Raw genomic sequence first — 23,874 nt, 5'->3', positions numbered from 1 at the left:
CATGGCTCACGCAGCTAAGTTCGCACCGCAGATCAAAATCCCCGCTACCTACATGCGTGGCGGCACCAGCAAAGGCGTGTTTTTCAGCCTCACCGACCTGCCTGAAGCGGCGCAAATTCCCGGCCCGACCCGCGATGCCCTGTTGCTGCGGGTAATCGGCAGCCCCGACCCCTACGACAAACAGATCGACGGCATGGGCGGCGCCACTTCCAGCACCAGCAAAACCGTGATCCTGTCGAAAAGCATCAAGGCCGATCACGACGTCGATTACCTGTTCGGTCAGGTGTCCATCGACAAGCCGTTCGTGGACTGGAGCGGCAACTGCGGCAACCTGTCGGCAGCGGTCGGTTCGTTCGCCATCAGCAATGGCCTGGTGGACGCCAGCCGCATTCCGCACAACGGCGTGGCGGTGGTTCGCGTGTGGCAGGCCAATATCGGCAAAACCATCATTGCCCACGTGCCGATCACCAATGGCGAAGTCCAGGAAACCGGTGATTTCGAACTCGACGGCGTGACCTTTCCGGCGGCCGAAGTCCAGGTCGAATTCCTGGACCCGGCGGCGGAAGAAGAGGGCGGCGGTGGCTCGATGTTCCCCACCGGCAACCTGATCGATGAGCTGGAAGTGCCGGGCGTCGGCACGCTCAAGGCGACGATGATCAACGCGGGTATCCCGACGATCTTCGTCAACGCTGAAGATATTGGTTACACCGGGACCGAATTGCAGAGCGCGATCAACAGCGACCCGAAAGCGTTGCAGATGTTCGAGACCATTCGCGCTTACGGTGCTTTGCGCATGGGGCTGATTTCCAATCTGGATGAAGCGGCCAAGCGTCAGCACACGCCTAAGGTGGCTTTCGTGGCCAAGCCTGCGGATTACGTGGCGTCCAGTGGCAAGACGATTGGCGCCGGTGATGTGGATTTGCTGGTGCGGGCGTTGTCGATGGGCAAGCTGCACCACGCGATGATGGGCACGGCGGCGGTGGCGATTGGTACCGCCGCGGCCATTTCCGGCACCTTGGTAAACCTCGCGGCGGGCGGTATTGAGCGGAATGCGGTGCGGTTCGGGCATCCGTCCGGAACGTTGCGCGTCGGGGCTGAGGCCAGTCTGGAAAACGGTGAATGGATCGTGAAGAAAGCGATCATGAGCCGTAGTGCGCGCGTCCTGATGGAAGGTTACGTCCGCGTGCCTGGGGATTCGTTCTGACGAACATTCGCTGAGAGCGAGCCTGATCGCTCTCAGCGCTTTGCGCATTTAAATAACAAGAAAAATTAGCCCTGAACCGAGGTCCCATCAACGAACCACTTTGAAGAGTGAATCGAACATGAGCGCCAACGTCGACCTGAACAACCGTCCCGACTACGACCGTGTCCTGCAGGACATCGCCGATTACGTCCTCACCTGTAAAATCGAATCCGCCGAAGCCCTCGACACCGCCCGCAACTGCCTGATGGACACCCTGGGCTGCGGCCTGCTGGCCCTGCGTTTCCCTGAATGCACCAAACACCTTGGCCCCATCGTCGAAGGCACCGTCGTGCCGTTCGGCGCCCGAGTGCCTGGCACGTCCTACCGCCTCGACCCGGTGAAAGCCGCGTGGGACATCGGCTGCATCGTGCGCTGGCTCGATTACAACGACACCTGGCTCGCCGCTGAATGGGGTCATCCGTCGGACAATCTCGGCGGGATTCTCGCGGTGGCCGATCACCTGTCGCAAAAGCGTCTGGCCAATGGCGAGGCGCCGCTGACGGTGCGCGATGTGCTCGAAGCGATGATCATGGCCCACGAGATTCAGGGCGTGATTGCCCTGGAAAACTCCTTCAACCGCGTAGGACTCGATCACGTCATTCTGGTGAAAGTCGCCTCGACTGCCGTGACCGCCAAACTGATGGGCGCCAACCGTGAGCAGCTGTTATCCGCGTTGTCCCATGCGTTCGCCGATGGTCAGGCATTGCGTACTTACCGCCATGCGCCGAACGCCGGCTCGCGAAAATCCTGGGCGGCAGGGGATGCATCGAGCCGGGGCGTGCGGCTGGCGGATATCGCGATGCGTGGCGAAATGGGGATTCCCGGCGTCTTGACTGCCAGACAATGGGGCTTTTACGACGTTCTCTTCAGCCACACCAACAACGATCTGGCGCTCAAGCCCGAAGACAAACGCGCCTTCAGCTTCTCGCGGCCGTTCGGCAGTTACGTGATGGAAAACGTTTTGTTCAAGATCAGTTTCCCCGCCGAATTCCACGCGCAAACCGCCTGCGAAGCCGCCGTGGCCCTGCACCCGCAAGTGCGCAATCGTCTGCATGAAATCGACCGGATCGTCATCACCACCCACGAATCGGCGATCCGCATCATTTCCAAGGTCGGGCCGTTGGCCAACGCCGCCGACCGTGATCACTGTCTCCAGTACATGACCGCTGTGCCGCTGGCGTTCGGCAATCTGGTGGCCGAGCACTACGAGGATGATTTCCACAAGGCCCATCCGGTCATCGACGTGCTGCGCGAGAAAATGGTCATCGTCGAGGATCCGCGTTTCACCCGCGAATACCTCGAAGCCGACAAACGCTCGATTGCAAATGCGGTGCAGGTGTTTTTCAAGGACGGTTCGAGCACGGAAAACGTGGTGGTGGAATACCCGATCGGGCATCGCCGGCGCCGCGCCGAGGGTATCCCATTGCTGGAGGACAAGTTCAGGGCAAATCTGGCCACCCGGTTCACCGGGCAGCGCAGCGGGGAGATTGTGGCGCTGTGCAAGGATCAGGCGCGGCTTGAAGCCACGCCGGTGAACCGGTTTGTCGATTTGTTTGTTATCTGAGGGACTGCGTGATCGTTCTTCGCGGGCAAGCCACGCTCCCACAGGGTTTTGTTGTGAATGCAAAATCTGCGTACACCACAAAACCCTGTGGGAGCTGGCTTGCCAGCGATGGCGGCTGCAAGGGCGCTACAAATCTATTTGAAACGCCGCTCCACGCCTTTTTCCACGAGGATCTTCGCGGAGATTTCTTCCACCGAAAAATGCGTGGAGTTGATGTGCGGAATGTTCTCGCGGCGGAACAGGTTTTCCACCTCGCGGACTTCGAACTCGCACTGGGCGTAGCTCGAATAACGGCTGTTGGGCTTGCGTTCGTTGCGGATCGCGGTGAGGCGGTCCGGGTCGATGGTCAGGCCGAACAGCTTGTGCTGGTGGGCGCGCAGGGCGGCCGGCAGTTGCAGGCGTTCCATGTCGTCTTCGGTCAGCGGGTAGTTGGCCGCGCGGATGCCGAACTGCATCGCCATGTACAGGCACGTCGGCGTCTTACCACAACGCGACACGCCCACTAGTATCAGATCGGCCTTGTCGTAATAGTGCGTACGGGCGCCATCGTCGTTGTCGAGGGCGAAGTTCACCGCCTCGATCCGCTCCATGTAGTTGGAGTTATGGCCGATGGAGTGGGATTTGCCGACGGTGTAGGAAGAATGCTCGGTCAATTCCTGCTCGAGCGGGGCGAGGAACGTCGAGAAGATGTCGATCATGAAACCATTGGAGGTTGCGAGAATCTCACGGATGTCCTGATTGACGATGGTGTCGAAGATGATCGGCCGGAAACCGTCGGTTTCAGCGGCTTTGTTGATTTGTTGTACCATGGCCCGCGCTTTTTCAACGCTGTCGATGTACGGCCGCGTGAATTTGCTGAAGGTAATGTTTTCGAACTGCGCCAGAAGGCTTTGACCCAGGGTTTCGGCGGTGATACCGGTGCCATCGGAGATAAAGAAAGCAGATCGTTTCATTTGCACCTTGGGCCTTAAGCTAATGAGCATTTCTGGATATGATAGGCGCGATTTGCCGGCCGCCATCGGCCCGCATTCTCACTTATTTTCCAGGTCCAGGCCATACAGCCGGCCAACGCTCCCCCGAGCCGCCGGTTTCTGAGCTTTTCCAACACAGTTAGTGGAGAGATCACCTTGGTAGAGTACGTAGTTTCCCTCGATAAGCTCGGCAAACACGATGTTGAGCATGTGGGGGGCAAGAACGCATCCCTGGGCGAGATGATCAGTAACCTGGCCGGTGCCGGTGTTTCGGTCCCCGGCGGCTTCGCCACCACGGCGCAAGCCTATCGCGACTTCCTGGAACTGAGCGGTCTGAACGATCAGATCCACAAGGCCCTCGATGCGCTGGACGTCGATGACGTCAATGCCCTGGCCAAGACCGGCGCCCAGATCCGCCAATGGATCATGGAGGCCGAATTCCCTGAAAAACTGAACACCGAGATCCGCACCGCGTTCGCCGCGCTGTCGGCCGGTAATCCTGATGTGGCCGTGGCCGTGCGTTCCTCCGCCACCGCCGAAGACTTGCCGGACGCTTCGTTCGCCGGTCAGCAGGAAACCTTCCTGAACATCCGTGGCGTTGACAACGTCATCCGCGCGGCCAAGGAAGTGTTCGCCTCCCTTTTCAACGACCGTGCCATTTCCTACCGCGTGCACCAGGGCTTCGACCACAAGCTGGTCGCCCTGTCGGCCGGCGTGCAGCGCATGGTGCGTTCGGAAACCGGCACCGCCGGCGTGATGTTCACCCTCGATACCGAATCCGGCTTCCGTGACGTAGTGTTCATCACCGGCGCCTACGGTCTGGGCGAAACCGTCGTACAAGGCGCGGTGAACCCGGACGAATTCTATGTCCACAAGGGCACGCTGGCTGCCGGTCGTCCGGCGATCCTGCGTCGCAACCTGGGCAGCAAAGCCATCAAGATGATCTACGGCGACGAGGCCAAGGCCGGTCGTTCTGTGAAAACCGTTGAAGTCGACAAGACCGATCGCGCACGTTTCTGCCTGACCGACGCTGAAGTCAGCGAGCTGGCCAAGCAGGCGATGATCATCGAGAAGCACTATGGCTGCCCGATGGACATCGAGTGGGCCAAGGACGGTGACGACGGCAAGCTCTACATCGTGCAGGCCCGTCCGGAAACCGTGAAAAGCCGCACCCAGGCCAACGTCATGGAACGTTACCTGCTGAAAGAAACCGGCACCGTATTGGTTGAAGGCCGTGCCATCGGTCAGCGCATCGGCGCGGGCAAGGTACGGATCATCAAGGACGTCTCCGAGATGGACAAGGTCCAGCCGGGTGACGTGCTGGTCTCCGACATGACCGACCCGGACTGGGAACCGGTAATGAAGCGCGCCAGCGCTATCGTGACCAACCGTGGCGGCCGTACCTGCCACGCGGCGATCATCGCCCGTGAGCTGGGTATTCCGGCAGTGGTCGGTTGCGGCAACGCCACCCAACTGCTGAAGGATGGCCAGGGCGTGACCGTGTCCTGCGCCGAAGGCGACACCGGTTACATCTTCGAAGGCGAACTGGGCTTCGACGTCAAGAAGAACTCCGTGGACGCCATGCCGGAGCTGCCGTTCAAGATCATGATGAACGTCGGCAACCCGGACCGCGCCTTCGACTTCGCGCAACTGCCGAACGCCGGTGTGGGCCTGGCCCGCCTGGAATTCATCATCAACCGCATGATCGGCGTCCACCCGAAAGCGCTGCTGAACTACGACGGCCTGCCGCAGGACATCAAGGAAAGCGTCGACAAACGCATCGCCGGTTACGACGATCCGGTCGGCTTCTACGTCGAAAAACTGGTTGAGGGCATCAGCACCCTGGCTGCTGCGTTCGCACCGAAGAAGGTCATCGTGCGTCTGTCGGACTTCAAGTCCAACGAATACGCCAACCTGATCGGCGGCAAACTGTACGAGCCGGAAGAAGAAAACCCGATGCTGGGCTTCCGTGGCGCTTCGCGTTACATCAGCGAATCGTTCCGTGACTGCTTCGAACTCGAGTGCCGTGCGCTGAAGCGCGTGCGCAACGAGATGGGCCTGACCAACGTCGAAATCATGGTGCCGTTCGTCCGTACCCTCGGCGAAGCCAGCCAGGTGGTGGATCTGCTCGCCGAAAACGGCCTGGCCCGTGGCGACAACGGTCTGCGCGTGATCATGATGTGCGAACTGCCATCCAACGCGATCCTGGCTGAAGAATTCCTCGAATTCTTCGACGGTTTCTCGATCGGCTCCAACGACCTGACTCAGCTGACGCTGGGTCTGGACCGCGACTCCGGGATCATCGCGCACCTGTTCGACGAGCGTAATCCGGCGGTCAAGAAGCTGTTGGCCAACGCAATTGCCGCGTGCAACAAGGCCGGCAAGTACATCGGCATCTGCGGTCAGGGCCCTTCGGACCACCCGGACCTCGCCAAGTGGCTGATGGAGCAGGGCATCGAAAGCGTGTCGCTGAACCCGGACACCGTGCTGGAAACCTGGTTCTTCCTTGCCGAAGGCCAGGCGGCGGAATAAGCCGTGAATGAAGCCTCGGCCCGGTGAACCGGGGCGGGGCTTTAAGATTGAAGTAGGGCGAGCTCTCCGGATGCCGCCCTTTTTTGTGCAAGAGCATCATGCAAAGCAGCAGCAACCTATTTCCTGTCGCCCTGATCAGCGCCGAACGACGCGGTGATCTGAGCGAAGACGTTTACCGTTTGAAACCGGGCAACAGCCCTGACTGGTCCGTGGAAATCGCAGTGACCCGTCTCGGCATGGCCGATGAGCCGGCATCGCGCGGCGTGCCGGTGATCTTGCTGCACGGCAGTTTTTCCAACCGGCGCTTCTGGTTTTCGCCGAAGGGCCTGGGCCTGGGCGCGTATCTGACGCGTCTGGGATTCGATGTGTGGATCCCGGAAATGCGCGGTCACGGTTTGTCCCGGCGTAACGAGGACTACCGCCGCAACCGCGTCGCCGACTATGCCCGTTACGATCTGCCGGCGATTGCCGCGTTTGTGCGTGAGCAGAGCGGGCAGATTCCGCACTGGATCGGCCACTCGCTGGGGGGCATCACGTTGGCCGCCGCACTGGGCGGCGAATACCTGGGTGAGCCTGCGGTGGCGTCGGCGGCGTTTTTCGGCACCCAGGTCAGCCGCACATACTGGCCGCTGAAGATTCCGCCGGTGGAATGGGGTGGGCGCTTCATTCTCAAGCGTTTTGCCCAATTGTCAGGCTCGCGGCTCAAGCGCGGCCCGGAAGACGAACCGATCGGTCTGGCGCTGGAAAGCATGCGCTGGTACGGCCTGTTCGGTCGTTTCGGCGACAAGGACAAGGATTGGTGGGCAGGTCTTGCCGATGTGCGGGTTCCGGTGTTGGCGGTGAGCGCGGCAGGCGATCACCAGGATCCGGCCTGGGCGTGCCGCAAGCTGTTCGAGCAGATCGGCTCCGAGCACAAGCAGTTCATCAACCTGGGCCGTGAGCAGGGTTTCAATGATCAGTTCGGGCATGTCGAAATGCTGGTGAGCAAGGCGGCGCAGGCTGAAGTCTGGCCGCTGGTGGCGCGTTGGCTGGCGGATCAGCACACGTCGTTGCTCGGTGAGAAGCCGGATCTGGCGGCAGCGGTCTGAGTGCGGCGCCCTGAAAAGGGCATTTCGTTCGGGTCGGCTTGCGGCTAAGATATGACGCGCTGGACGGTTCTGGTCATATTTGGTGACTGTTTTGCTATTCCGTTTCAGCTTGTGTTCAGGTTCGTTCAGTGACCATGACATGGGCTAAGGTAAACAGCGACCGCCGGAACTCGTCTCAGAAGTGTGCGACATCCTTGATCGTCTTCCTTGTTACAGGAGTTATTCGATGAACCATTACCTTACGCCTGACCTGTGCGACGCCTATCCGGAGCTGGTTCAGGTGCTGGACCCGATGTTCAGCAATTTCGGCGGCCGTGATTCGTTCGGCGGCGAGATCGTGACCATCAAGTGCTTCGAAGACAATTCGCTGGTCAAGGAGCAGGTCGAACTCAAGGGTAATGGCAAGGTGCTGGTGGTGGATGGTGGCGGTTCACTGCGCCGTGCATTGCTGGGCGACATGCTCGCCGAGAAAGCCTCGAAAAACGGGTGGGAAGGGCTGGTCATCTACGGCTGCATCCGTGACGTCGACGTCATCGCCCAGACCGATCTTGGCGTGCAGGCCCTGGCCAGTCACCCAATGAAAACGGACAAGCGCGGTATCGGCGACCTCAACGTGCCGGTGACGTTTGCGGGTGTCACTTTCCATCCCGGCCAGTACATCTATGCGGACAACAATGGCGTGATCATCTCGCCAAGTCCGCTGAAAATGCCTGAATAAATCGCGGTAACCATAGGGGTGAGGATGTTCGAGGAAGAAAACGCGCAGTGGGGGCTGGTGCATGCCCTGGTGCTGGACGGTAAAGGCGGTGCGCGTTCGATAGCCCGGACTGATCTCGACGATCTGCAGTTGCAGGCTCATGAAAGCCTGTGGCTGCACTGGGATCGCAGTCACCCGCAGACCCAGACCTGGCTGCGCAAATCCAGTGGGCTCAACGAGTTCGCTTGCGATCTATTGCTGGAAGAAAATACTCGTCCACGTCTGTTGCCGTTGCCGGATTCCGAGCTGCTGCTGTTTTTGCGCGGGGTCAATCTCAACCCGGGCGCCGAGCCGGAAGACATGGTGTCGGTGCGCATTTTCGCTTCGGCCCAGCGAGTGATTTCCCTGCGATTGCGTCCGCTGCGAGCCACCGACGAGTTGCTGGTGATGTTGGGCGAGGGCAAGGGGCCGAAAACTTCGTCCGAACTGATGCTGTATCTGGCGCAACTCCTCACCAACAAGGTGCAGGATCTGGTGACTTGCCTCTCTGAAGTGGTCGATGAAGAGGAAGAAAAACTGGATGCCGACGAACGGTATACCCCCGAGCATGGCGCCATTTTGCACATCCGTCGCAGGGCCGCCGGACTCAAGCGTTTTCTGGCACCGCAGCGGGATATTTTCGGACAGCTGACAAGGATAAAACTGCCGTGGTTCGTCGATGACGATGCCGACTACTGGAACGAATTGAACAACAGCCTGACCCGTTATCTCGAAGAGCTCGAATTGACCCGAGAGCGCGTGGGGCTTGTGCTGGACGCCGAAGACCGGCGCTTGAGCGTGCGCATGAACCGCACCATGTACCGCTTCGGGATCATCACCTGCATCTTTCTGCCGATGAGTTTTCTGACCGGTCTGCTGGGCATCAACGTTGGCGGCATTCCGTTCTCGAGCAGCCCTTATGGTTTCCTGATCGCCTGCCTGACAGTGCTCGCCCTGGCCCTCGGACAATGGTGGTTGTTCCGCCGTTTGCGCTGGGTATGAAGATGCGCCATGTGACCCGACCAAATTTGCCCGCGTCTTTCACAGACATCACGAGAGGTGCGTATGCACGATCCGTTTGAACAGTCTTTGCGCGACATGCTCAACGCCTCGCCGTCCGGCCGCGACGACGATGCCTGCCTGGGCCGCGTACTCAAAACCGCCAACCGCCAGGTGGGCGCCGGCGATCTGTTCAGCCTGCTGGGCCGCTGGCTGCCCGCGCTGATGATCGCCCTGAACAACGGCTCGGCCCATGTCGCGCCGGTCTCCCGTCTCCGTAAACCTACCGCTCGCACTGCTGATAAGGCTGATTGAATATGGAACTTGATCTCTGGACTCAGAGCCTCGTCACTGCAATGACTGCGTTGTGGACCAAAGTCGCTAATTTCATTCCGAACCTGTTCGGCGCACTGGTTGTGCTGCTATTGGGTTTTGTCGTGGCCAAGTTGCTGGACACCTTGCTGTCCAAATTGCTGGCCAAACTGGGTCTCGATCGCCTGATGGGCGGCACCGGCCTGACAAAATTGATGTCCCGCGCGGGGCTGCAAGTGCCGATCTCGACCCTGATCGGCAAGATCGTCTATTGGTTCGTTCTGCTGATTTTCCTGGTATCGGCAGCAGAATCCCTTGGACTTGAGCGAGTTTCAGCTACGCTTGACATGCTCGCGCTGTATTTGCCGAAAGTATTCGGTGCCGCGCTGGTGTTGCTGGTGGGCGTCCTGCTCGCGCAACTGGCCAATGGCCTGGTTCGCGGGGCGGCAGAAGGCGTAGGCCTGGACTACGCTTCAGGACTTGGGCGAATCGCCCAGGGCCTGGTGATCATCATCAGCATTTCGGTCGCGATCAGTCAGCTGGAGGTCAAGACCGACCTGCTGAACCATGTGATCGTCATCGTATTGATTACCGTTGGTCTGGCTGTTGCCTTGGCCATGGGTTTGGGAAGCCGGGAAATTGCCGGTCAGATTCTTGCGGGAATCTATGTGCGTGAGTTGTATCAGGTTGGGCAACAAGTGCGTATTGGCGAGGTCGAAGGCCAGATCGAAGAGATCGGCACGGTTAAGACCACATTGCTGACCGATGAGGGTGAGCTAGTCTCTCTCTCCAATCGGATCCTGCTGGAGCAGCATGTGAGTAGCCGCTAACCCGGCAAACCCTGCTAATGTATGCCGCCGCAAAATGCCAGCTGATGCTGGCTGCGGTGGACATTGACCTGACTGTCGGCACGACTTGTTTTGAATAAAGCCCAAACGCTATCCACGCGCTACGACCCCCGCGAGCTCTCTGACGAGGAGTTGGTCGCGCGCTCGCATACCGAGCTGTTTCACGTGACGCGCGCCTATGAAGAACTGATGCGGCGTTACCAGCGGACATTATTTAACGTCTGTGCACGATATCTTGGGAACGATCGCGATGCAGACGATGTCTGTCAGGAAGTGATGCTTAAGGTGCTGTACGGCCTGAAGAACTTCGAGGGGAAATCAAAGTTCAAGACATGGCTCTACAGCATCACGTACAACGAATGCATCACACAGTATCGGAAGGAACGGCGAAAGCGTCGCTTGATGGACGCACTGAGTCTTGACCCCCTTGAGGAAGCGTCTGAAGAAAAGGCGCCAAAACCCGAGGAAAAGGGTGGACTGGATCGCTGGCTGGTGTATGTGAACCCGATTGATCGGGAAATTCTGGTGCTACGATTTGTCGCAGAGCTGGAGTTCCAGGAGATCGCAGACATCATGCACATGGGTTTGAGTGCGACAAAAATGCGTTACAAACGTGCTCTTGATAAATTGCGTGAGAAATTTGCAGGCATTGCTGAAACTTAGTTCGGCGCAAATATCTCTTACGTGTAGGCAAGTTCTGATAGACTTGCCGCCGAGTTGTCCCCCGGTTTGCGGGACTGCTTCACAATCACCAGATGGGGATTTAACGGATGAAACTGAAAAACACCTTGGGCTTGGCCATTGGTTCTTTGATTGCCGCCACTTCTTTCGGCGCTCTGGCACAAGGCCAAGGCGCAGTTGAAATCGAAGGCTTCGCAAAGAAAGAACAATTCGACAGCGCTCGTAACTTCAAGAACAACGGCAACCTGTTCGGCGGCTCGATCGGTTACTTCCTGACCGACGACGTTGAACTGCGTCTGGGCTACGACGAAGTGCACAACGTGCGTTCCGACGACGGTCGTAACATCAAGGGCGCCAACACCGCTCTGGACGCTCTGTACCACTTCAACAACCCAGGCGACATGCTGCGTCCATACGTATCGGCTGGTTTCTCCGATCAAAGCATCGGCCAGAACGGCACTGGCGGTCGTAACCGTTCTACCTTCGCCAACGTTGGCGGCGGTGCCAAGCTGTACTTCACCGAGAACTTCTACGCCCGTGCTGGCGTTGAAGCTCAATACAACATCGACCAGGGCGACACCGAGTGGGCTCCTAGCGTCGGTATCGGTGTGAACTTCGGTGGCGGCTCCAAGCCAGCTGCTGCTCCAGTTCCAGCTCCGGCTGAAGTCTGCTCCGACAGCGACAACGACGGCGTATGCGACAACGTTGACAAGTGCCCAGACACCCCAGCCAACGTAACTGTTGACGCTGATGGCTGCCCGGCAGTTGCTGAAGTTGTTCGTGTTGAGCTGGACGTGAAGTTCGACTTCGACAAGTCGGTTGTGAAGCCAAACAGCTACGGCGACATCAAAAACCTGGCTGACTTCATGAAGCAGTACCCATCCACCACCACTACTGTTGAAGGTCACACTGACTCCGTCGGTCCTGACGCTTACAACCAGAAACTGTCCGAGCGTCGTGCAAACGCCGTTAAGCAAGTTCTGACCAACCAGTACGGTGTTGAATCGTCCCGCATTCAGTCGATCGGCTACGGCGAATCCCGCCCAGTTGCTGACAACAAAACTGAAGCTGGCCGTGCTGTTAACCGTCGCGTAGAAGCGCAGGTTGAAGCTCAAGCTAAGTAATTAGCTGCCGCTGCGAGAAAAGCCCGGCTTATGCCGGGCTTTTCTTTGCCTGCGATTTGGGTAAACCGAGGATTGTCAGGCCAGGCGTTCGGCTGCCCAGTCAATCGAATCGACCTGGGTCGCAGCGGCTGCGACGGCGCCTATGACCAGAATCGCAGGGCTCTTGAGCCGGAAATCAAGGGCATCGTTTTCCATGGCTGCCAGGTCGCTACGGCATTCGCGTTGTTCCGGCAACGAGGCATTCTCGATCATCGCCACTGGCGTATCCGTCGCCATCCCCCCCGCCAAGAGCTGCTCGCGAATCTCGCCGAGCTTCGCCACCCCCATGTAAATCACCAGCGTCGTTCCGCCTTGCGCCAGCGCCCGCCAGTTCAACTGGCTGTCGTCCTGGGTGTGAGCGGTGACCAGCGTCACGCCCCGGGCCACGCCGCGCAACGTCAGCGGAATATCACATTGGGTCGCGCCCGCAAGCCCGGCGGTGATGCCATTGGCCAACTCCACCTCGACCCCGCGCTCACGCAACCACTGCGCTTCTTCACCTCCACGCCCGAAAATGCACGGATCGCCGCCCTTGAGTCGCACCACGCATTTGCCCTGACGGGCGTAACGCAGCATCAGCCGATGGATGAATGCTTGGGGCGTTGAGCGGCAGCCGCCGCGTTTGCCGACCGCAATGATTCGCGCAGCAGGGCAGTGCTCAAGTACCGCCTCATTGACCAGATCGTCGATCAGCACCACCTCGGCTTCGCGCAAGGCACGCACTGCTTTAAGCGTCAGCAGCTCAGGATCACCGGGACCTGCGCCCACCAACCAGACTTTCGCGCTCATGGTGTTTCCTCTTTAAATGACGGCGACCGGACGCACTTCGGCGGCCAGCAAACGCTTGATTTCCGGGACGCAGGAACCGCATTGCGTGCCGCATCCCAACTTGTTTTTCAAACCCTGCAGATCCAGACCTTCACCAATACCGGCGCAGACCGCGCTGTGGCTGACGTTCTTGCAATTGCACAGGGTCTTGTCCGCCACAACCGGCGTGCCGGCATTGCCCGGCGGTGCACTCATCGGTGCCAGCAGCCAGCGCCGCAGTTGTTCGTCGGCGCGACCCTCCAGCCACAGGCCTTGCAACCAGTGCTGAGCGAGGGTTTCGCCAGCGAGGCGAATCGCAGTGATTCGCCCGTTTTCGATGCGTACCCGCTTGCCGATGGCACGGCGTGGATCGTCATAAGCCAGCACCGGCCCCTCGATCAGGGCCAGGCATTGGTCGATTTCATGCAGCAATTGCGGCTCTGGCGCCATAACGCTGGCTGCACGTATCAACAACGCAGGCCGTTCACGTCCGACAAGGCTGATACTTGTGTAGGAAAAAGCCTCACAGAGCGGTCGAAGCGCCTCGAAGTGCCGTTGAACATCGCCCTCGATCAGTGCGAACAGTTGCCATGGCAACTCCACCGGTTCCAGCCGCACACCGCTGTGCTTGAGTTCCGGTTGTTTCGACAAAGGATCAAAAGCCGGCAGGGTCAGGCTGTTCACGCCGCCCTTGAGGAAACGATCGCCCCAGTGCATCGGCAGGAACGCCTGGCCCGGACGTACGCTGTCATCGCTGGCGACCGCCACGACCACCGCGCCCCGACGACTTTTCAGACTCACCAAATCCCCCGACTGCAAGCGGTGGCGGCGCAACTCGTCCGGGTGCAGGCCCAACACCGCTTCGCTGACATGGCCGAACAACTGCGCCGCCGTTCCCGTGCGGCTCATACCGTGCCATTGATCGCGCAGGCGGCCGGTGATCAGGGTCAGGGGAAAGCGCGCGTCGCGTTGTTCCTTGGCGGCGCGATAGGGATCGGCAACGAATTGCGCGCGCCCGTTCGGTGTAGGAAAGATCCCGTCGCCATACAGCCGGGCTGTACCCTGGCGGGCGCCAGCGGGGAAGGGCCATTGCTGTGGCCCCAGCTCATCAATCAATCCGTGGCTGATCCCGGACAAATCCAGATCGCGCCCCCGGGTCAGTTGTTTGTACTCGTCAAACAGTTGCGCCGATTGCTCGAAGGCAAACAGCCCCGGTTGTTGCGGGCGCAGACGTTTCTCCAGGCGTTGTGCGAAATCTACCGTGATCGCCCAGTCCGGACGCGCTTCACCCGGTGCGGCAATAGCTTTGCGTACGTGGGAAATCCGCCGTTCAGAGTTGGTCACCGAACCTTCCTTCTCGCCCCAACTGGCCGCCGGCAACAGCAGGTCGGCAAACGCCGCGGTTTCGGTGGTACGAAACGCTTCCTGCAATACCACGAACGGACAAGCTTCCAGCGCGGCGCGCACGGCGTTCTGGTCCGGCATCGATTGCGCGGGGTTGGTGCAGGCGATCCACAGCGCCTTGATCCGGCCGCTGCGCACCTGTTCAAACAGTTCGATGGCGCTGAGCCCGGTGTTTTCCGGCAGCTTATCCACACCCCAATACGCCGCCACTTCGGCGCGGTGCTCCGGATTGGCTACTTCGCGATGACCGGGCAACAGGTTGGAGAGACTGCCGGTTTCCCGCCCGCCCATGGCATTCGGCTGACCGGTCAAAGAGAAAGGTCCTGCCCCCGGTCGGCCGATCTGCCCGGTGGCCAGGTGCAGGTTGATCAGCGCACTGTTCTTCGCGCTGCCGGCGGTGGACTGGTTCAGGCCCATGCACCACAGCGAGAGAAAACTCGGCGCGGTGCCGATCCATTCGGCGCATTGCTGCAACTGCTCGGCACTGATCCCGCAAAGCTGCGAAACCATGGCCGGGGTGTAATCGCGCACCAGACTTTTCAGCCCGGCGAGTCCTTCGGTGTGGGCCTTGATGAAGTCACGGTCGATCCAGTCTTCCCACAACAGCAGATGCAAAATCCCATGGAACAAGGCGACATCGGTGCCCGGCAGAATCGCCAGATGCAGGTCGGCCAGATCGCAGGTGTCGGTGCGTCGAGGGTCGATGACGACGACTTTCATGTGAGGGCGGTGGGACTTGGCTTCTTCGAGGCGGCGAAAAAGTACCGGATGAGCGTAGGCCATGTTACTGCCGACGATCACCACGCAATCGCTCGATTCCAGGTCTTCATAGCTGCACGGTGGGGCGTCGGCGCCGAGGCTGCGCTTGTAGCCGACCACCGCCGAAGACATGCACAGCCGCGAATTGCTGTCGATGTTGTTGGTACCGACCAGCGCCCGCGCCAGTTTGTTGAAGGCGTAGTAGTCCTCGGTCAGCAACTGCCCGGAGATGTAGAACGCCACGCTGTCCGGGCCGTGTTCGGCGATGGTTTCGGCGAAGACCTGGGTGGCATGGTCCAGCGCGGTGTCCCAGTCGCAGCGGCTGCGCGCCAGGCCTTTGCCCAGGCGCAATTCCGGGTACAAAGCCCGGGCCGCAAGATCACCGGTCAGGTGCAGGGTCGAGCCTTTGCTGCACAGTTTGCCGAAGTTGGCCGGGTGCGCCGGATCGCCGCTGACGCCGAGGATGTGCTCGCCGTCATGCTCGATCAGCACGCCGCAGCCGACCCCGCAATAGCAGCAGGTCGAGGCGGTCGTCTGGCGGTTCATCAGACGGCGTCCCGCAGGGCCAGTTGCACGCGGCCGTTTTCCACCCGGGCCGGGTGATGATGTGCGCAACCGACGTCCGGCGCCTGGGCTTCGCCGGATTGCAGATCGATCTGCCAGTTATGCAGTGGGCAGGCCACGCGCTTGCCGTAAATCAGGCCTTGGGACAATGGGCCGCCCTTGTGCGGGCAGCGGTCATCGAGTGCGAAGACTTCGTCGTCGCTTGTACGAAAGATCGCAATGTCACCTTTGGGCCCGGCGATGATCCGCGAACCGAGGGCGTTGATCTCTTCCAGGGCACAGATATCGAGCCAGTTCATGCCGGCACCTCCAGGTTTTTCACAGGGATCACGTCGAATTCTTTCTTAAGTTGCGGCTGGGCGAGGCGTTCTTTCCACGGGTCCTGTTCGAACGACAGGGAGAATTGCAGGCGCTCGTTCAGGGCCTTGCGGCGCTCGGGATCTTCCAGCACGGCTTTCTTGATGTGCTCCATGCCGACCCGTTGCAGGTAATGCACGGTGCGTTCGAGGTAGAAGGCTTCTTCGCGGTACAGCTGCAGGAACGCGCCGTTGTATTCGCGGACCTCCTCGGCAGTCTTGAGCTTGACGAAGAATTCGGCGACTTCGGTCTTGATCCCGCCGTTGCCACCGATGTACATCTCCCAGCCGGAATCGACTCCGATGATTCCTACGTCTTTAATCCCCGCTTCCGAACAGTTGCGTGGGCATCCGGAGACCGCCAGTTTCACTTTGTGCGGCGACCACATGTTGAACAGGTCGTGTTCGAGATCGATGCCCAACTGGGTCGAATTCTGCGTGCCGAAGCGGCAGAACTCGCTGCCGACGCAGGTTTTCACGGTGCGGATCGATTTGCCGTAGGCGTGGCCCGACGGCATGTCGAGGTCTTTCCACACGCCGGGCAGATCCTGCTTCTTGATCCCCAGCAAGTCGATGCGCTGACCGCCGGTGACCTTGACCATCGGCACCTGATATTTGTCCGCCACGTCGGCGATCCGCCGCAGTTCCGACGGGTTGGTCACGCCGCCCCACATCCGTGGTACCACCGAGTAGGTGCCGTCCTTCTGGATGTTGGCGTGGGCCCGTTCGTTGATCAGGCGCGACTGCGGATCGTCCTTGGCTTCGCCGGGCCAGGTGGAAATCAGGTAGTAGTTGAGGGCCGGCCGGCAAGTGGCGCAACCGTTCGGCGTGCGCCAGTTGAGGTAGCTCATGGTGCCGGCGATGGTCAGCAAATGCTGTTCGCGAATGGCCTGGCGAATCTGGCCATGGTTGAGATCGCTGCAACCGCAGATGGCTTTTTCGCTTTTCGGTTTGACGTCTGCCGCGCCGCCGACGGTGTTGATCAGGATCTGCTCGACCAGGCCGGCGCAAGAGCCACAGGAGCTGGCGGCCTTGGTGTGTTTCTTCACTTCGTCGACGCTGAACAGCCCGTGCTCCTGAATCGCCTTGACGATGGTGCCCTTGCACACGCCGTTGCAGCCGCAGACTTCGGCGTTGTCGGCCATGCTCATGGCCTTGTCCTGGCCCTGATGTCCTACGTCGCCAATTGCGTTTTCTCCGAACATTAAGTGATCGCGGATCTCGCCGATGGCGTGATTCTCACGAATCTGCCGGAAATACCAACCGCCATCTGCCGTATCGCCGTACAGACACGCGCCGACCAGCACGTCATCCTTGATCACCAGTTTTTTGTACACCCCGCCGATCGGGTCGGAGAGGGTGATGGTCTCGGTGCCTTCGCCGCCCATGAAGTCGCCGGCGGAAAACAGGTCGATGCCGGTGACTTTCAACTTGGTCGACGTCACTGAGCCCTGATAGCGCGCGAAACCCAGTTGCGCCAAGTGGTTGGCGCAGACCTTGGCCTGTTCGAACAGCGGCGCCACCAGGCCGTAGGCAATGCCACGGTGGCTGGCGCATTCGCCGATGGCATAGATGCGCGGGTCGTAGGTTTGCAGGGTGTCGTTGACCAGAATCCCGCGATTGCACGGGATGCCGGCCTTTTCCGCGAGTTCGGTGTTGGGGCGAATGCCGGCGGCCATGACGACCAGATCGGCAGGAATGATGTCGCCGTTCTTGAATTGCACCGAGCCGACCCGACCATTGCCGGCGTCGTGCAGGGCCTGGGTCTGTTCGCACAGGCGAAAGTGCAGGCCACGGGATTCGAGGGCGGTTTGCAGGAGCTGGCCGCTGGTCTTGTCCAGTTGCCGCTCCAGCAGCCATTCACCGAGGTGCACCACGGTGACGTGCATGCCGCGCAGCATCAGGCCGTTGGCGGCTTCGAGGCCGAGCAAACCGCCACCGATCACCACGGCGTGTTTGTGAGTCTTGGCGGTATCGATCATCGCCTGGGTGTCGGCGATGTCGCGGTACCCGATCACGCCCTGCAAGGTGTTGCCGGGGATCGGCAGGATGAACGGGGTCGAGCCAGTGGCGATCAGCAGGCGGTCGTATTCGGCCTCAGTGCCATCCTCGGCGATCACCCGGCGTTTGACCCGGTCGATCTCGACCACTTTGCGGTTGAGCAGCAGTTTGATGCCGTTTTCCAGGTACCAGTCGAGGTCGTTGAGCACGATCTCTTCGAAGGTCTGTTCGCCGGCCAATACCGGCGATAGCAGGATGCGGTTGTAGTTGGTGTGCGGTTCGGCGCCGAAGACCGTGATGTCGTACAGCTCGTTGCTGAGCTTGAGCAGTTCTTCCAGGGTACGAACCCCGGCCATGCCATTGCCGATCATCACCAGTTTGAGTTTTTTCATCAGATTCTCCGGGAGCATCGGGCTTGCCTCCTGTGGGCAGTCAGGCCTTGCTCGACAAAAATGGCGCAAACAAAAAAGGCGTCCCGCCAGTTACCTGGCGAGGACGCCTTTGTCCTTGTCCCGTTCTCTCGGGAAGCCCGGCCTTCGTCGTTGAAGGTCGGGCTTTTATGTCAGTTGAAAACGTTAATGCAGTGGCTGTGCCAAGTCGCGGTAAGCCGCGAATTCACTGGGGTAATGCAGGAATTGGCCAGATGTTCATTGTGGTTTTTGCACTGAATGGAAGCGGCACGCCCGTTTATGGAGCGCCGCATCAGCCATGAAACAACAGAAACAGCAGCACCAGATTGCCCAGCAACGCCAGCAACGCCAAAGTCCGCCAGACCTTCAGCGGCTCGCGTTCCAGCAAGGGGCGAGGGCGTACGTTCAGGCTGCGGCGCTCACCTTGCTCCAGAGTCAGCAGCCATTCCTCGGCGGTTTCATAGCGTTGCAAGGGATCGGCCGCCACACCGCGCTCCAGACACTGCGCCAGCCACTCCGGCAGATCCGGGCGATATCGCCCGGCACTCACCGGCACCCCGAAACGCGGGCGCTGGAAGGCTTCGATCTCGCCATAGGGAAAGTGCCCGGTGAGCAGGAAATACAAGGTCACGCCCACCGCATACAGATCCTGTTGCGCGCTGGGTGCTACGCCTTGAAAGGCTTCCGGCGCGATGTAGCTCGGGGTTCCGGGCAAGGTCGACGGTGCGTCCTGCGACAGGCCGGGGCAATACGCCAGGCCGAAATCCAGCAGGCGCAGCTCGCCGTCGTCCCCCAGATGCAGGTTTTCCGGTTTGATGTCGCGGTGCAGGATCTGCCGTCGATGCAACAGGCCGACTGCCCGCAGCAGACGTTCGGCCAGATCCTGCCATTGAGCCAGTGGCAGCGGGCCGCGTTGTTCAAACAACTGCGCCAGGGTTGTCCCCGAATATTCACGCATCACGTAGTACAAATGCTGACGCTGTCCGGCGCTATGGACTTCAGGAAAATGCCGCCCGGCGACGCGTTTGAGAAACCATTCTTCCGTCAGCAAGGCCTGGCCGGCCTGGGCATCGTCCGCCCATTGTGCGGGCAAAGTTTTCAACAGCCAGGTCTGGCCCTGACCATCGAGCACTCGATACAGCAACGATTGTTGGCTGCGCCCTATAACCTCTTGAACCCGCCAGCCTTCAAAAACCTGACCCGGTTTCAACTGCGGGGGCAGAGGCCACTGCTGCAAATGAACCAGCGCATCGCCAAGGCTGGCCTCCCCGACGGCATCTACCCGCACCAACAGCGCACTGGCGTTGTCCTGACTGCCGGCCAGGTGCGCAGCGTTGACCAGTGTTTGCGCAGCGCTGTGCAGGTCCGGCTGATCGCGCAAAATTGCGGCGATAGCGGTGTCGCCGAGCGCTGCCCACACGCCATCACTGAGCAGCACGAAACATTCGCCGTCACGCAGTTCGCCGTCGAGAAAATCCAGCACCAGATGCTGATCCAGTCCCAGTGCGCGCTTGAGCACGTGCTGCATGCCCGGCTGATCCCAGACGTGATCCTCGCTGATCCGCTGCAAGGTCTCGGCGTGCCAGCGATAGACCCGGCAATCACCGACGTGCGCCAGGGTAAACCGCCGGCCACGCAGGACCAGTGCACTGATCGTGGTGAGCAGCGGCTGACCGCCACCGTTGGCCTGCAACCAGCGGTTTTGTGCGAGCAACAGACGATCGAGGGCCTGGGCCACGCTCCAGGTTTCCGGGGTGGCGTAGTAATCCAGCGCCAGTGCCTGCAAAGTCGAGCGCGCGGCCAGCCCGCCATCGGCGCACTGGCTGACGCCGTCGGCGATGGCGAACAGAAAACCTTTGCTCGCAGCCAGCGCCGGGGCCGGCGTGACCAGGCGCAAGGCGTCCTGGTTTTCCGCGCGTGGTCCGGTGGCGCTGGCTTCGGCGAAACTCAGTTGCAGAGCCATTCGGGCCTCAGACCCGGGCAGCGGTCACGGCCGCCGAACCCCAAGTGGTTCGCCAGCGACGTTTGACACCGTGCAGACCGAACCACGCCAATACGCCAAGGCTGGCGAACAACCACAGCGCCAGTTGATAGCTGCCGGTGCTCTGTTTGATCGCGCCCATGCCTGCCGCCAGGGCAAACCCGCCGATGCCACCGGCCATGCCGATCAGCCCGGTCATCACGCCGATTTCGCGACGGAAACGCTGCGGCACCAGTTGAAAAACCGCGCCATTACCTGCGCCGAGGCCGAGCATGGTGCAGACGAAAAGTGCCAGCGCCGCGTAGGAACTTGGCAGGTTGAAGCCGACCGCTGCTATACAAACCGCTGCAACCGTGTACATCGCCAAGAGGGTGCGGATGCCACCGAAACGGTCAGCCAGCGCGCCGCCCAGTGGACGCATCAGGCTGCCACCGAACACGCAGGCGGCGGTGTAGTAACCGGCGGTCACCGGGCTCAGGCCGTATTGATCGTTGAAGTAGCCGGGCAGGGCGCTGGCCAGGCCGATGAAGCCGCCGAAGGTGACGCTGTAAAAAAACATGAACCACCAGCTGTCGCGATCACCCAGGGCCTTGAAATAGTCGGCCATGGATTTGGCTTTCGGCCGCTCGGGCGCGTTCTTCGCCAGCCAGGCGAACAGCACCAGGGTCAGGATCAGCGGAATCAGGGCGAAACCGAACACATTGCTCCAGCCGAACGCCGCCGCCAAAACCGGGGCAATCAACGCCGCGAACACGGTGCCGGAATTGCCCGCCCCGGCGATGCCCATCGCCTTGCCTTGATGCTCCGGGGGATACCACTGCGAGGCCAGCGGCAGGGCCACAGCGAACGAGGCGCCGGCCATGCCGAGGAACAGGCCAAGCAGCAAAGCCTGTTCATAACTGTGGATGCCGAGTTTCCAGGCGCCGAGCAGCGCGCAGATCACGATCACCTGGCCGATCAGCCCGGCGGTTTTCGGCGACAGGCGATCGGCGAGCATGCCCATCGCAAAGCGCAGCACCGCGCCGGCCAGAATCGGCGTCGCCACCACGAGCCCGCGCTGTTGGGTAGTCAGATGCAGGTCGGCGGCAATCTGCACCGCCAGCGGGCCGAGCAAGTACCAGACCATGAAGCTCAGGTCGAAATACAGGAAGGCCGCGAACAGAGTCGGGGTGTGGCCGGATTTCCAGAAGCTTTTATTCATCGCGCACCTCAGCTGTAGAGAATCTCGAGAAGGAGTCAGAACCAGCACAGTGGGGCGCCGCCACGGCCGCACCACCGGCCCCGGGCTGTGGGGCCAAAACGCAAAAACGCCGCTACCCGGATCGCCGAAGGGGGCGAAGAAGGTGAGCGACGTCTTTGTCGTGGGTGGGGCAACCGCCGTTGGTTACCTGTGCGTAATGCTTAGCGAGATTTGTGCCAGATCGGTGTGGCTTGTTTCCACGCTTTGCGTGCAAACGCATCCGTCACGTTCAGAAGCGGACGCGGAGCGTCCATGGCTGCATTCCCACGCGGAGCGTGGGAACGATCAATGTGGGGGAGCACTTCAGCCCAGCAACTCGCTCATGGCAATGATCTGTTCAGCGACCTGAATCAGTTTCTGCTGACGACTCATGGCCTGGCGGCGCATCAGGGTGTAGGCCTCTTCTTCGTTGCAGTCCTTCATTCTCATCAGCAACCCCTTGGCCAGTTCGATGCGCTTGCGCTCGGCCAGTTGCTGGTCGCGGGCCTGTAGCTGGGCGCGCAAGGCCTGATCGCTTTCGAAGCGGGCCATGGCCACATCGAGAATCGGCTGCAAGCGTTGTGCGTGAATGCCTTCAACAATGTAGGCACTGACCCCGGACTTGATCGCCTGACGCATCACGCCAGGATCATGTTCGTCGGTGAACATCACGATCGGCCGGGGCTGATCGCGGCTGACCAGCACCACTTGCTCCATTACATCGCGGCTCGGTGACTCGGTATCGATCAGGATTACGTCCGGACGCACCGTTTCGACGCGCGCCGGCAGGTCGATGGTCAGACCCGACTCGTCGATCACCTCGAAACCGGCCTCGGTCAGCGCGGCTTTCAGGCGTCCGACTTTTTTCGCGGTGTCGTTGATCAGCAGAATGCGCAGCATGTTCGCGGTCTCCTGTCAGCGCTGGGCGAGAAGGGGCGCGCTGTCGCTCAGCGCGTGCAGCTTGAAGCTTCGGGCATAGGCGGCCGGGTCGCTGCCGTCCCAGATTTTGCCGTCGATCAACTGGCTGCTGCGCATGTCCTTGCCCCAGGCCGCGACGCCCATGGCAGTCGCCGCGTCGCGATAGATCTCCAGTTGTTGCACCTGACGGGCGACGGCGAGGTAGTCCGGGTCATCGCGCAGCAAACCCCAGCGGCGGAACTGGGTCATGAACCACATCCCATCTGACAGGTACGGCAGATTCACCGCGCCATCGCCATGAAAACGCAGCGCGTGCGGATCCTGCCAGCGATGACCGAGGCCATCGTCGTAGTCGCCGAGAAAGCGCGGTTCGATGCAGGACAGCGGGGCGTCGAGGTATTCTGCCGCGCTCAGCAACTGGGCGGTGCTGCGGCGGTTTTCCGGGCTTTCTTCGATGAAGCGGCTGGCCTCGAGGATCGCCATCACCAGCGCGCGGGCGGTGTTGGGATATTGGTCGACGAAGGCGCGGGTGCAGCCAAGGACTTTCTCCGGGTGATCGGGCCAGATGGTCTGGCTTGTCGCCAATGTGAAGCCGAGATCCTGCTGTACGGCGCTGGCCGCCCACGGCTCGCCGACGCAGAAGCCATCAATGCGTCCGGCTTGCAAGTGCGCGACCATTTGCGGCGGCGGCACGACCACGCTGTCGACATCCTGCAACGGATGAATGCCCTGGCTCGCCAGCCAGTAATAAAGCCACATGGCATGGGTGCCGGTCGGGAAGGTCTGGGCGAAGGTCAGTTTTGCGCGGGTTTGGTGCACATGCCGGTGCAGTGCTTCAGGACCGGTCACGCCCAGGCCCTGCAAACCGTGGGACAGGTTGAGGCTCTGACCGTTCTGGTTCAGGCCCATCAGCACCGCCATGTCGGTCGGCGCGACACCGCCGATGCCCAGGTGCACCGCGTAGATCAGGCCGTAGAGGCTGTGGGCGGCATCGAGTTCGCCGCTGACCAGGTTGTCCCGCAGGTTGGCCCAGGAGCTTTGGCGCTTGAGGTTCAGGGTCAGGCCGTAAGGCTGGGCAAAGCCCTGGGTGGCGGCGACCACCAGCGAGGCGCAGTCGCTCAAGGCCATGAAGCCGAGGTTGATCGCGCTTTTTTCCGGGGCATCGCTGCCGTTGACCCAGGCCAGCGGCCCGGCGGAGGTTAGAGTCATAAAAGCTACCCTCAAAAAAAACGTCGTCCCAGGCTTTGCCCGCGCAAAACCGAGAGACGACGCCATTGTCCTTGCCTGCACGCCACCATTGGCCTGCGGGCTGATGCCG

At 60.7% G+C, this 23,874-nt stretch carries 19 protein-coding genes; 10 read left to right on the top strand and 9 right to left on the bottom strand.

The window, feature by feature from the left end; all coding sequences use genetic code 11:
- Position 1: 1 nt before the first annotated feature.
- The gene (gene prpF, locus CAF73_RS19665) at positions 2 to 1,204 is read left to right on the top strand and encodes a 2-methylaconitate cis-trans isomerase PrpF (protein ID WP_085703550.1); all 1,203 of its coding nucleotides are present in this window, start codon (positions 2 to 4) and stop codon (positions 1,202 to 1,204) included.
- Positions 1,205 to 1,322: 118 nt separating this feature from the next.
- On the top strand, positions 1,323 to 2,807 hold the full coding sequence (gene prpD / locus CAF73_RS19660; RefSeq protein ID WP_085700248.1) for a 2-methylcitrate dehydratase: 1,485 nt from the start codon (positions 1,323 to 1,325) through the stop codon (positions 2,805 to 2,807).
- A gap of 134 nt (positions 2,808 to 2,941) precedes the next feature.
- On the opposite strand, the gene CAF73_RS19655 is transcribed toward prpD, so the two are convergent.
- Positions 2,942 to 3,760 carry a pyruvate, water dikinase regulatory protein gene (locus CAF73_RS19655; RefSeq protein WP_011333245.1) on the bottom strand — a complete coding sequence of 273 codons (819 nt, stop codon included), beginning with the start codon at positions 3,758 to 3,760 and terminating at the stop codon, positions 2,942 to 2,944.
- A 174-nt stretch (positions 3,761 to 3,934) separates the two neighbouring features.
- Here CAF73_RS19655 and ppsA point away from each other — a divergent pair, with 174 nt between their 5' ends.
- The 8 genes from ppsA (at position 3,935) to CAF73_RS19615 (ending at position 12,098) form a co-directional block, all read left to right on the top strand.
- Positions 3,935 to 6,310 (top strand): phosphoenolpyruvate synthase, encoded by a 2,376-nt coding sequence (gene ppsA / locus CAF73_RS19650; RefSeq protein ID WP_085700247.1) that lies wholly within the window; start codon positions 3,935 to 3,937, stop codon positions 6,308 to 6,310.
- Positions 6,311 to 6,408: 98 nt separating this feature from the next.
- The gene (locus CAF73_RS19645; RefSeq protein WP_085703549.1) at positions 6,409 to 7,398 is read left to right on the top strand and encodes an alpha/beta fold hydrolase; all 990 of its coding nucleotides are present in this window, start codon (positions 6,409 to 6,411) and stop codon (positions 7,396 to 7,398) included.
- A 226-nt stretch (positions 7,399 to 7,624) separates the two neighbouring features.
- Entirely contained in the window at positions 7,625 to 8,116 is a 492-nt protein-coding gene (rraA, locus tag CAF73_RS19640) for a ribonuclease E activity regulator RraA (protein ID WP_007951984.1), read from the top strand.
- Positions 8,117 to 8,140: 24 nt separating this feature from the next.
- Positions 8,141 to 9,136, top strand: coding sequence for a zinc transporter ZntB (locus CAF73_RS19635; protein ID WP_085700245.1), 996 nt, complete (start codon positions 8,141 to 8,143; stop codon positions 9,134 to 9,136).
- A gap of 63 nt (positions 9,137 to 9,199) precedes the next feature.
- Entirely contained in the window at positions 9,200 to 9,448 is a 249-nt protein-coding gene (locus tag CAF73_RS19630) for a CrfX protein (RefSeq protein ID WP_085700244.1), read from the top strand.
- A gap of 2 nt (positions 9,449 to 9,450) precedes the next feature.
- The gene (locus tag CAF73_RS19625) at positions 9,451 to 10,275 is read left to right on the top strand and encodes a mechanosensitive ion channel domain-containing protein (RefSeq protein ID WP_007951987.1); all 825 of its coding nucleotides are present in this window, start codon (positions 9,451 to 9,453) and stop codon (positions 10,273 to 10,275) included.
- 90 nt (positions 10,276 to 10,365) lie between these two features.
- Entirely contained in the window at positions 10,366 to 10,956 is a 591-nt protein-coding gene (sigX, locus tag CAF73_RS19620; RefSeq protein ID WP_011333251.1) for an RNA polymerase sigma factor SigX, read from the top strand.
- Between the two features lie 107 nt (positions 10,957 to 11,063).
- Positions 11,064 to 12,098 carry an OmpA family protein gene (locus CAF73_RS19615; protein ID WP_085700243.1) on the top strand — a complete coding sequence of 345 codons (1,035 nt, stop codon included), beginning with the start codon at positions 11,064 to 11,066 and terminating at the stop codon, positions 12,096 to 12,098.
- A gap of 75 nt (positions 12,099 to 12,173) precedes the next feature.
- Here the strand turns inward: CAF73_RS19615 and cobA are convergent, their stop codons facing one another.
- From cobA to CAF73_RS19570, 8 genes are all read right to left on the bottom strand, one after another.
- Complete coding sequence (gene cobA / locus CAF73_RS19610) at positions 12,174 to 12,926, bottom strand: uroporphyrinogen-III C-methyltransferase (protein WP_085703548.1); 753 nt, start codon at positions 12,924 to 12,926, stop codon at positions 12,174 to 12,176.
- A 12-nt stretch (positions 12,927 to 12,938) separates the two neighbouring features.
- A complete protein-coding gene (locus CAF73_RS19605) occupies positions 12,939 to 15,653 on the bottom strand; it encodes a nitrate reductase (protein ID WP_085703547.1) in 2,715 nt (904 codons plus the stop codon).
- Positions 15,653 to 15,970, bottom strand: coding sequence for a nitrite reductase small subunit NirD (nirD, locus tag CAF73_RS19600; protein ID WP_007951992.1), 318 nt, complete (start codon positions 15,968 to 15,970; stop codon positions 15,653 to 15,655). The genes CAF73_RS19605 and nirD overlap by 1 nt, the downstream gene beginning before the upstream one ends.
- A complete protein-coding gene (nirB, locus tag CAF73_RS19595) occupies positions 15,967 to 18,420 on the bottom strand; it encodes a nitrite reductase large subunit NirB (protein WP_085703556.1) in 2,454 nt (817 codons plus the stop codon). Before nirB ends, nirD begins: the two co-directional genes overlap by 4 nt.
- Before the next feature lie 310 nt (positions 18,421 to 18,730).
- Positions 18,731 to 20,401, bottom strand: a complete 1,671-nt coding sequence (locus CAF73_RS19590) for a bifunctional protein-serine/threonine kinase/phosphatase (protein WP_085703546.1) — start codon at positions 20,399 to 20,401, stop codon at positions 18,731 to 18,733.
- Between the two features lie 7 nt (positions 20,402 to 20,408).
- Positions 20,409 to 21,620: a NarK/NasA family nitrate transporter gene (locus tag CAF73_RS19585; protein ID WP_085690197.1), complete on the bottom strand. Its 1,212-nt coding sequence runs from the start codon at positions 21,618 to 21,620 to the stop codon at positions 20,409 to 20,411.
- 342 nt (positions 21,621 to 21,962) lie between these two features.
- Entirely contained in the window at positions 21,963 to 22,538 is a 576-nt protein-coding gene (locus tag CAF73_RS19575) for an ANTAR domain-containing response regulator (protein ID WP_085703545.1), read from the bottom strand.
- A 15-nt stretch (positions 22,539 to 22,553) separates the two neighbouring features.
- Entirely contained in the window at positions 22,554 to 23,765 is a 1,212-nt protein-coding gene (locus tag CAF73_RS19570) for a CmpA/NrtA family ABC transporter substrate-binding protein (RefSeq protein ID WP_085703544.1), read from the bottom strand.
- Positions 23,766 to 23,874: the final 109 nt, after the last annotated feature.

Source organism: Pseudomonas sp. B15(2017), assembly GCF_002113215.1.
GTDB lineage: Bacteria > Pseudomonadota > Gammaproteobacteria > Pseudomonadales > Pseudomonadaceae > Aquipseudomonas.
The sequence above is the reverse complement of the archived record's forward strand: the minus strand, read 5'-3'. Positions and strand labels throughout refer to the sequence as shown.

Bases quoted from the DNA above. Each gene is read 5' to 3' on its own strand.
- prpF (WP_085703550.1), top strand. From the start codon at position 2: ATGGCTCACGCAGCTAAGTTCGCACCGCAGATCAAAATCCCCGCTACC.
- prpD (WP_085700248.1), top strand. From the start codon at position 1,323: ATGAGCGCCAACGTCGACCTGAACAACCGTCCCGACTACGACCGTGTC.
- CAF73_RS19655 (WP_011333245.1), bottom strand. From the start codon at position 3,760: ATGAAACGATCTGCTTTCTTTATCTCCGATGGCACCGGTATCACCGCC.
- CAF73_RS19645 (WP_085703549.1), top strand. From the start codon at position 6,409: ATGCAAAGCAGCAGCAACCTATTTCCTGTCGCCCTGATCAGCGCCGAA.
- rraA (WP_007951984.1), top strand. From the start codon at position 7,625: ATGAACCATTACCTTACGCCTGACCTGTGCGACGCCTATCCGGAGCTG.
- CAF73_RS19635 (WP_085700245.1), top strand. From the start codon at position 8,141: ATGTTCGAGGAAGAAAACGCGCAGTGGGGGCTGGTGCATGCCCTGGTG.
- CAF73_RS19630 (WP_085700244.1), top strand. From the start codon at position 9,200: ATGCACGATCCGTTTGAACAGTCTTTGCGCGACATGCTCAACGCCTCG.
- CAF73_RS19625 (WP_007951987.1), top strand. From the start codon at position 9,451: ATGGAACTTGATCTCTGGACTCAGAGCCTCGTCACTGCAATGACTGCG.
- CAF73_RS19615 (WP_085700243.1), top strand. From the start codon at position 11,064: ATGAAACTGAAAAACACCTTGGGCTTGGCCATTGGTTCTTTGATTGCC.
- cobA (WP_085703548.1), bottom strand. From the start codon at position 12,926: ATGAGCGCGAAAGTCTGGTTGGTGGGCGCAGGTCCCGGTGATCCTGAG.
- CAF73_RS19605 (WP_085703547.1), bottom strand. From the start codon at position 15,653: ATGAACCGCCAGACGACCGCCTCGACCTGCTGCTATTGCGGGGTCGGC.
- nirD (WP_007951992.1), bottom strand. From the start codon at position 15,970: ATGAACTGGCTCGATATCTGTGCCCTGGAAGAGATCAACGCCCTCGGT.
- nirB (WP_085703556.1), bottom strand. From the start codon at position 18,420: ATGAAAAAACTCAAACTGGTGATGATCGGCAATGGCATGGCCGGGGTT.
- CAF73_RS19590 (WP_085703546.1), bottom strand. From the start codon at position 20,401: ATGGCTCTGCAACTGAGTTTCGCCGAAGCCAGCGCCACCGGACCACGC.
- CAF73_RS19585 (WP_085690197.1), bottom strand. From the start codon at position 21,620: ATGAATAAAAGCTTCTGGAAATCCGGCCACACCCCGACTCTGTTCGCG.
- CAF73_RS19575 (WP_085703545.1), bottom strand. From the start codon at position 22,538: ATGCTGCGCATTCTGCTGATCAACGACACCGCGAAAAAAGTCGGACGC.
- CAF73_RS19570 (WP_085703544.1), bottom strand. From the start codon at position 23,765: ATGACTCTAACCTCCGCCGGGCCGCTGGCCTGGGTCAACGGCAGCGAT.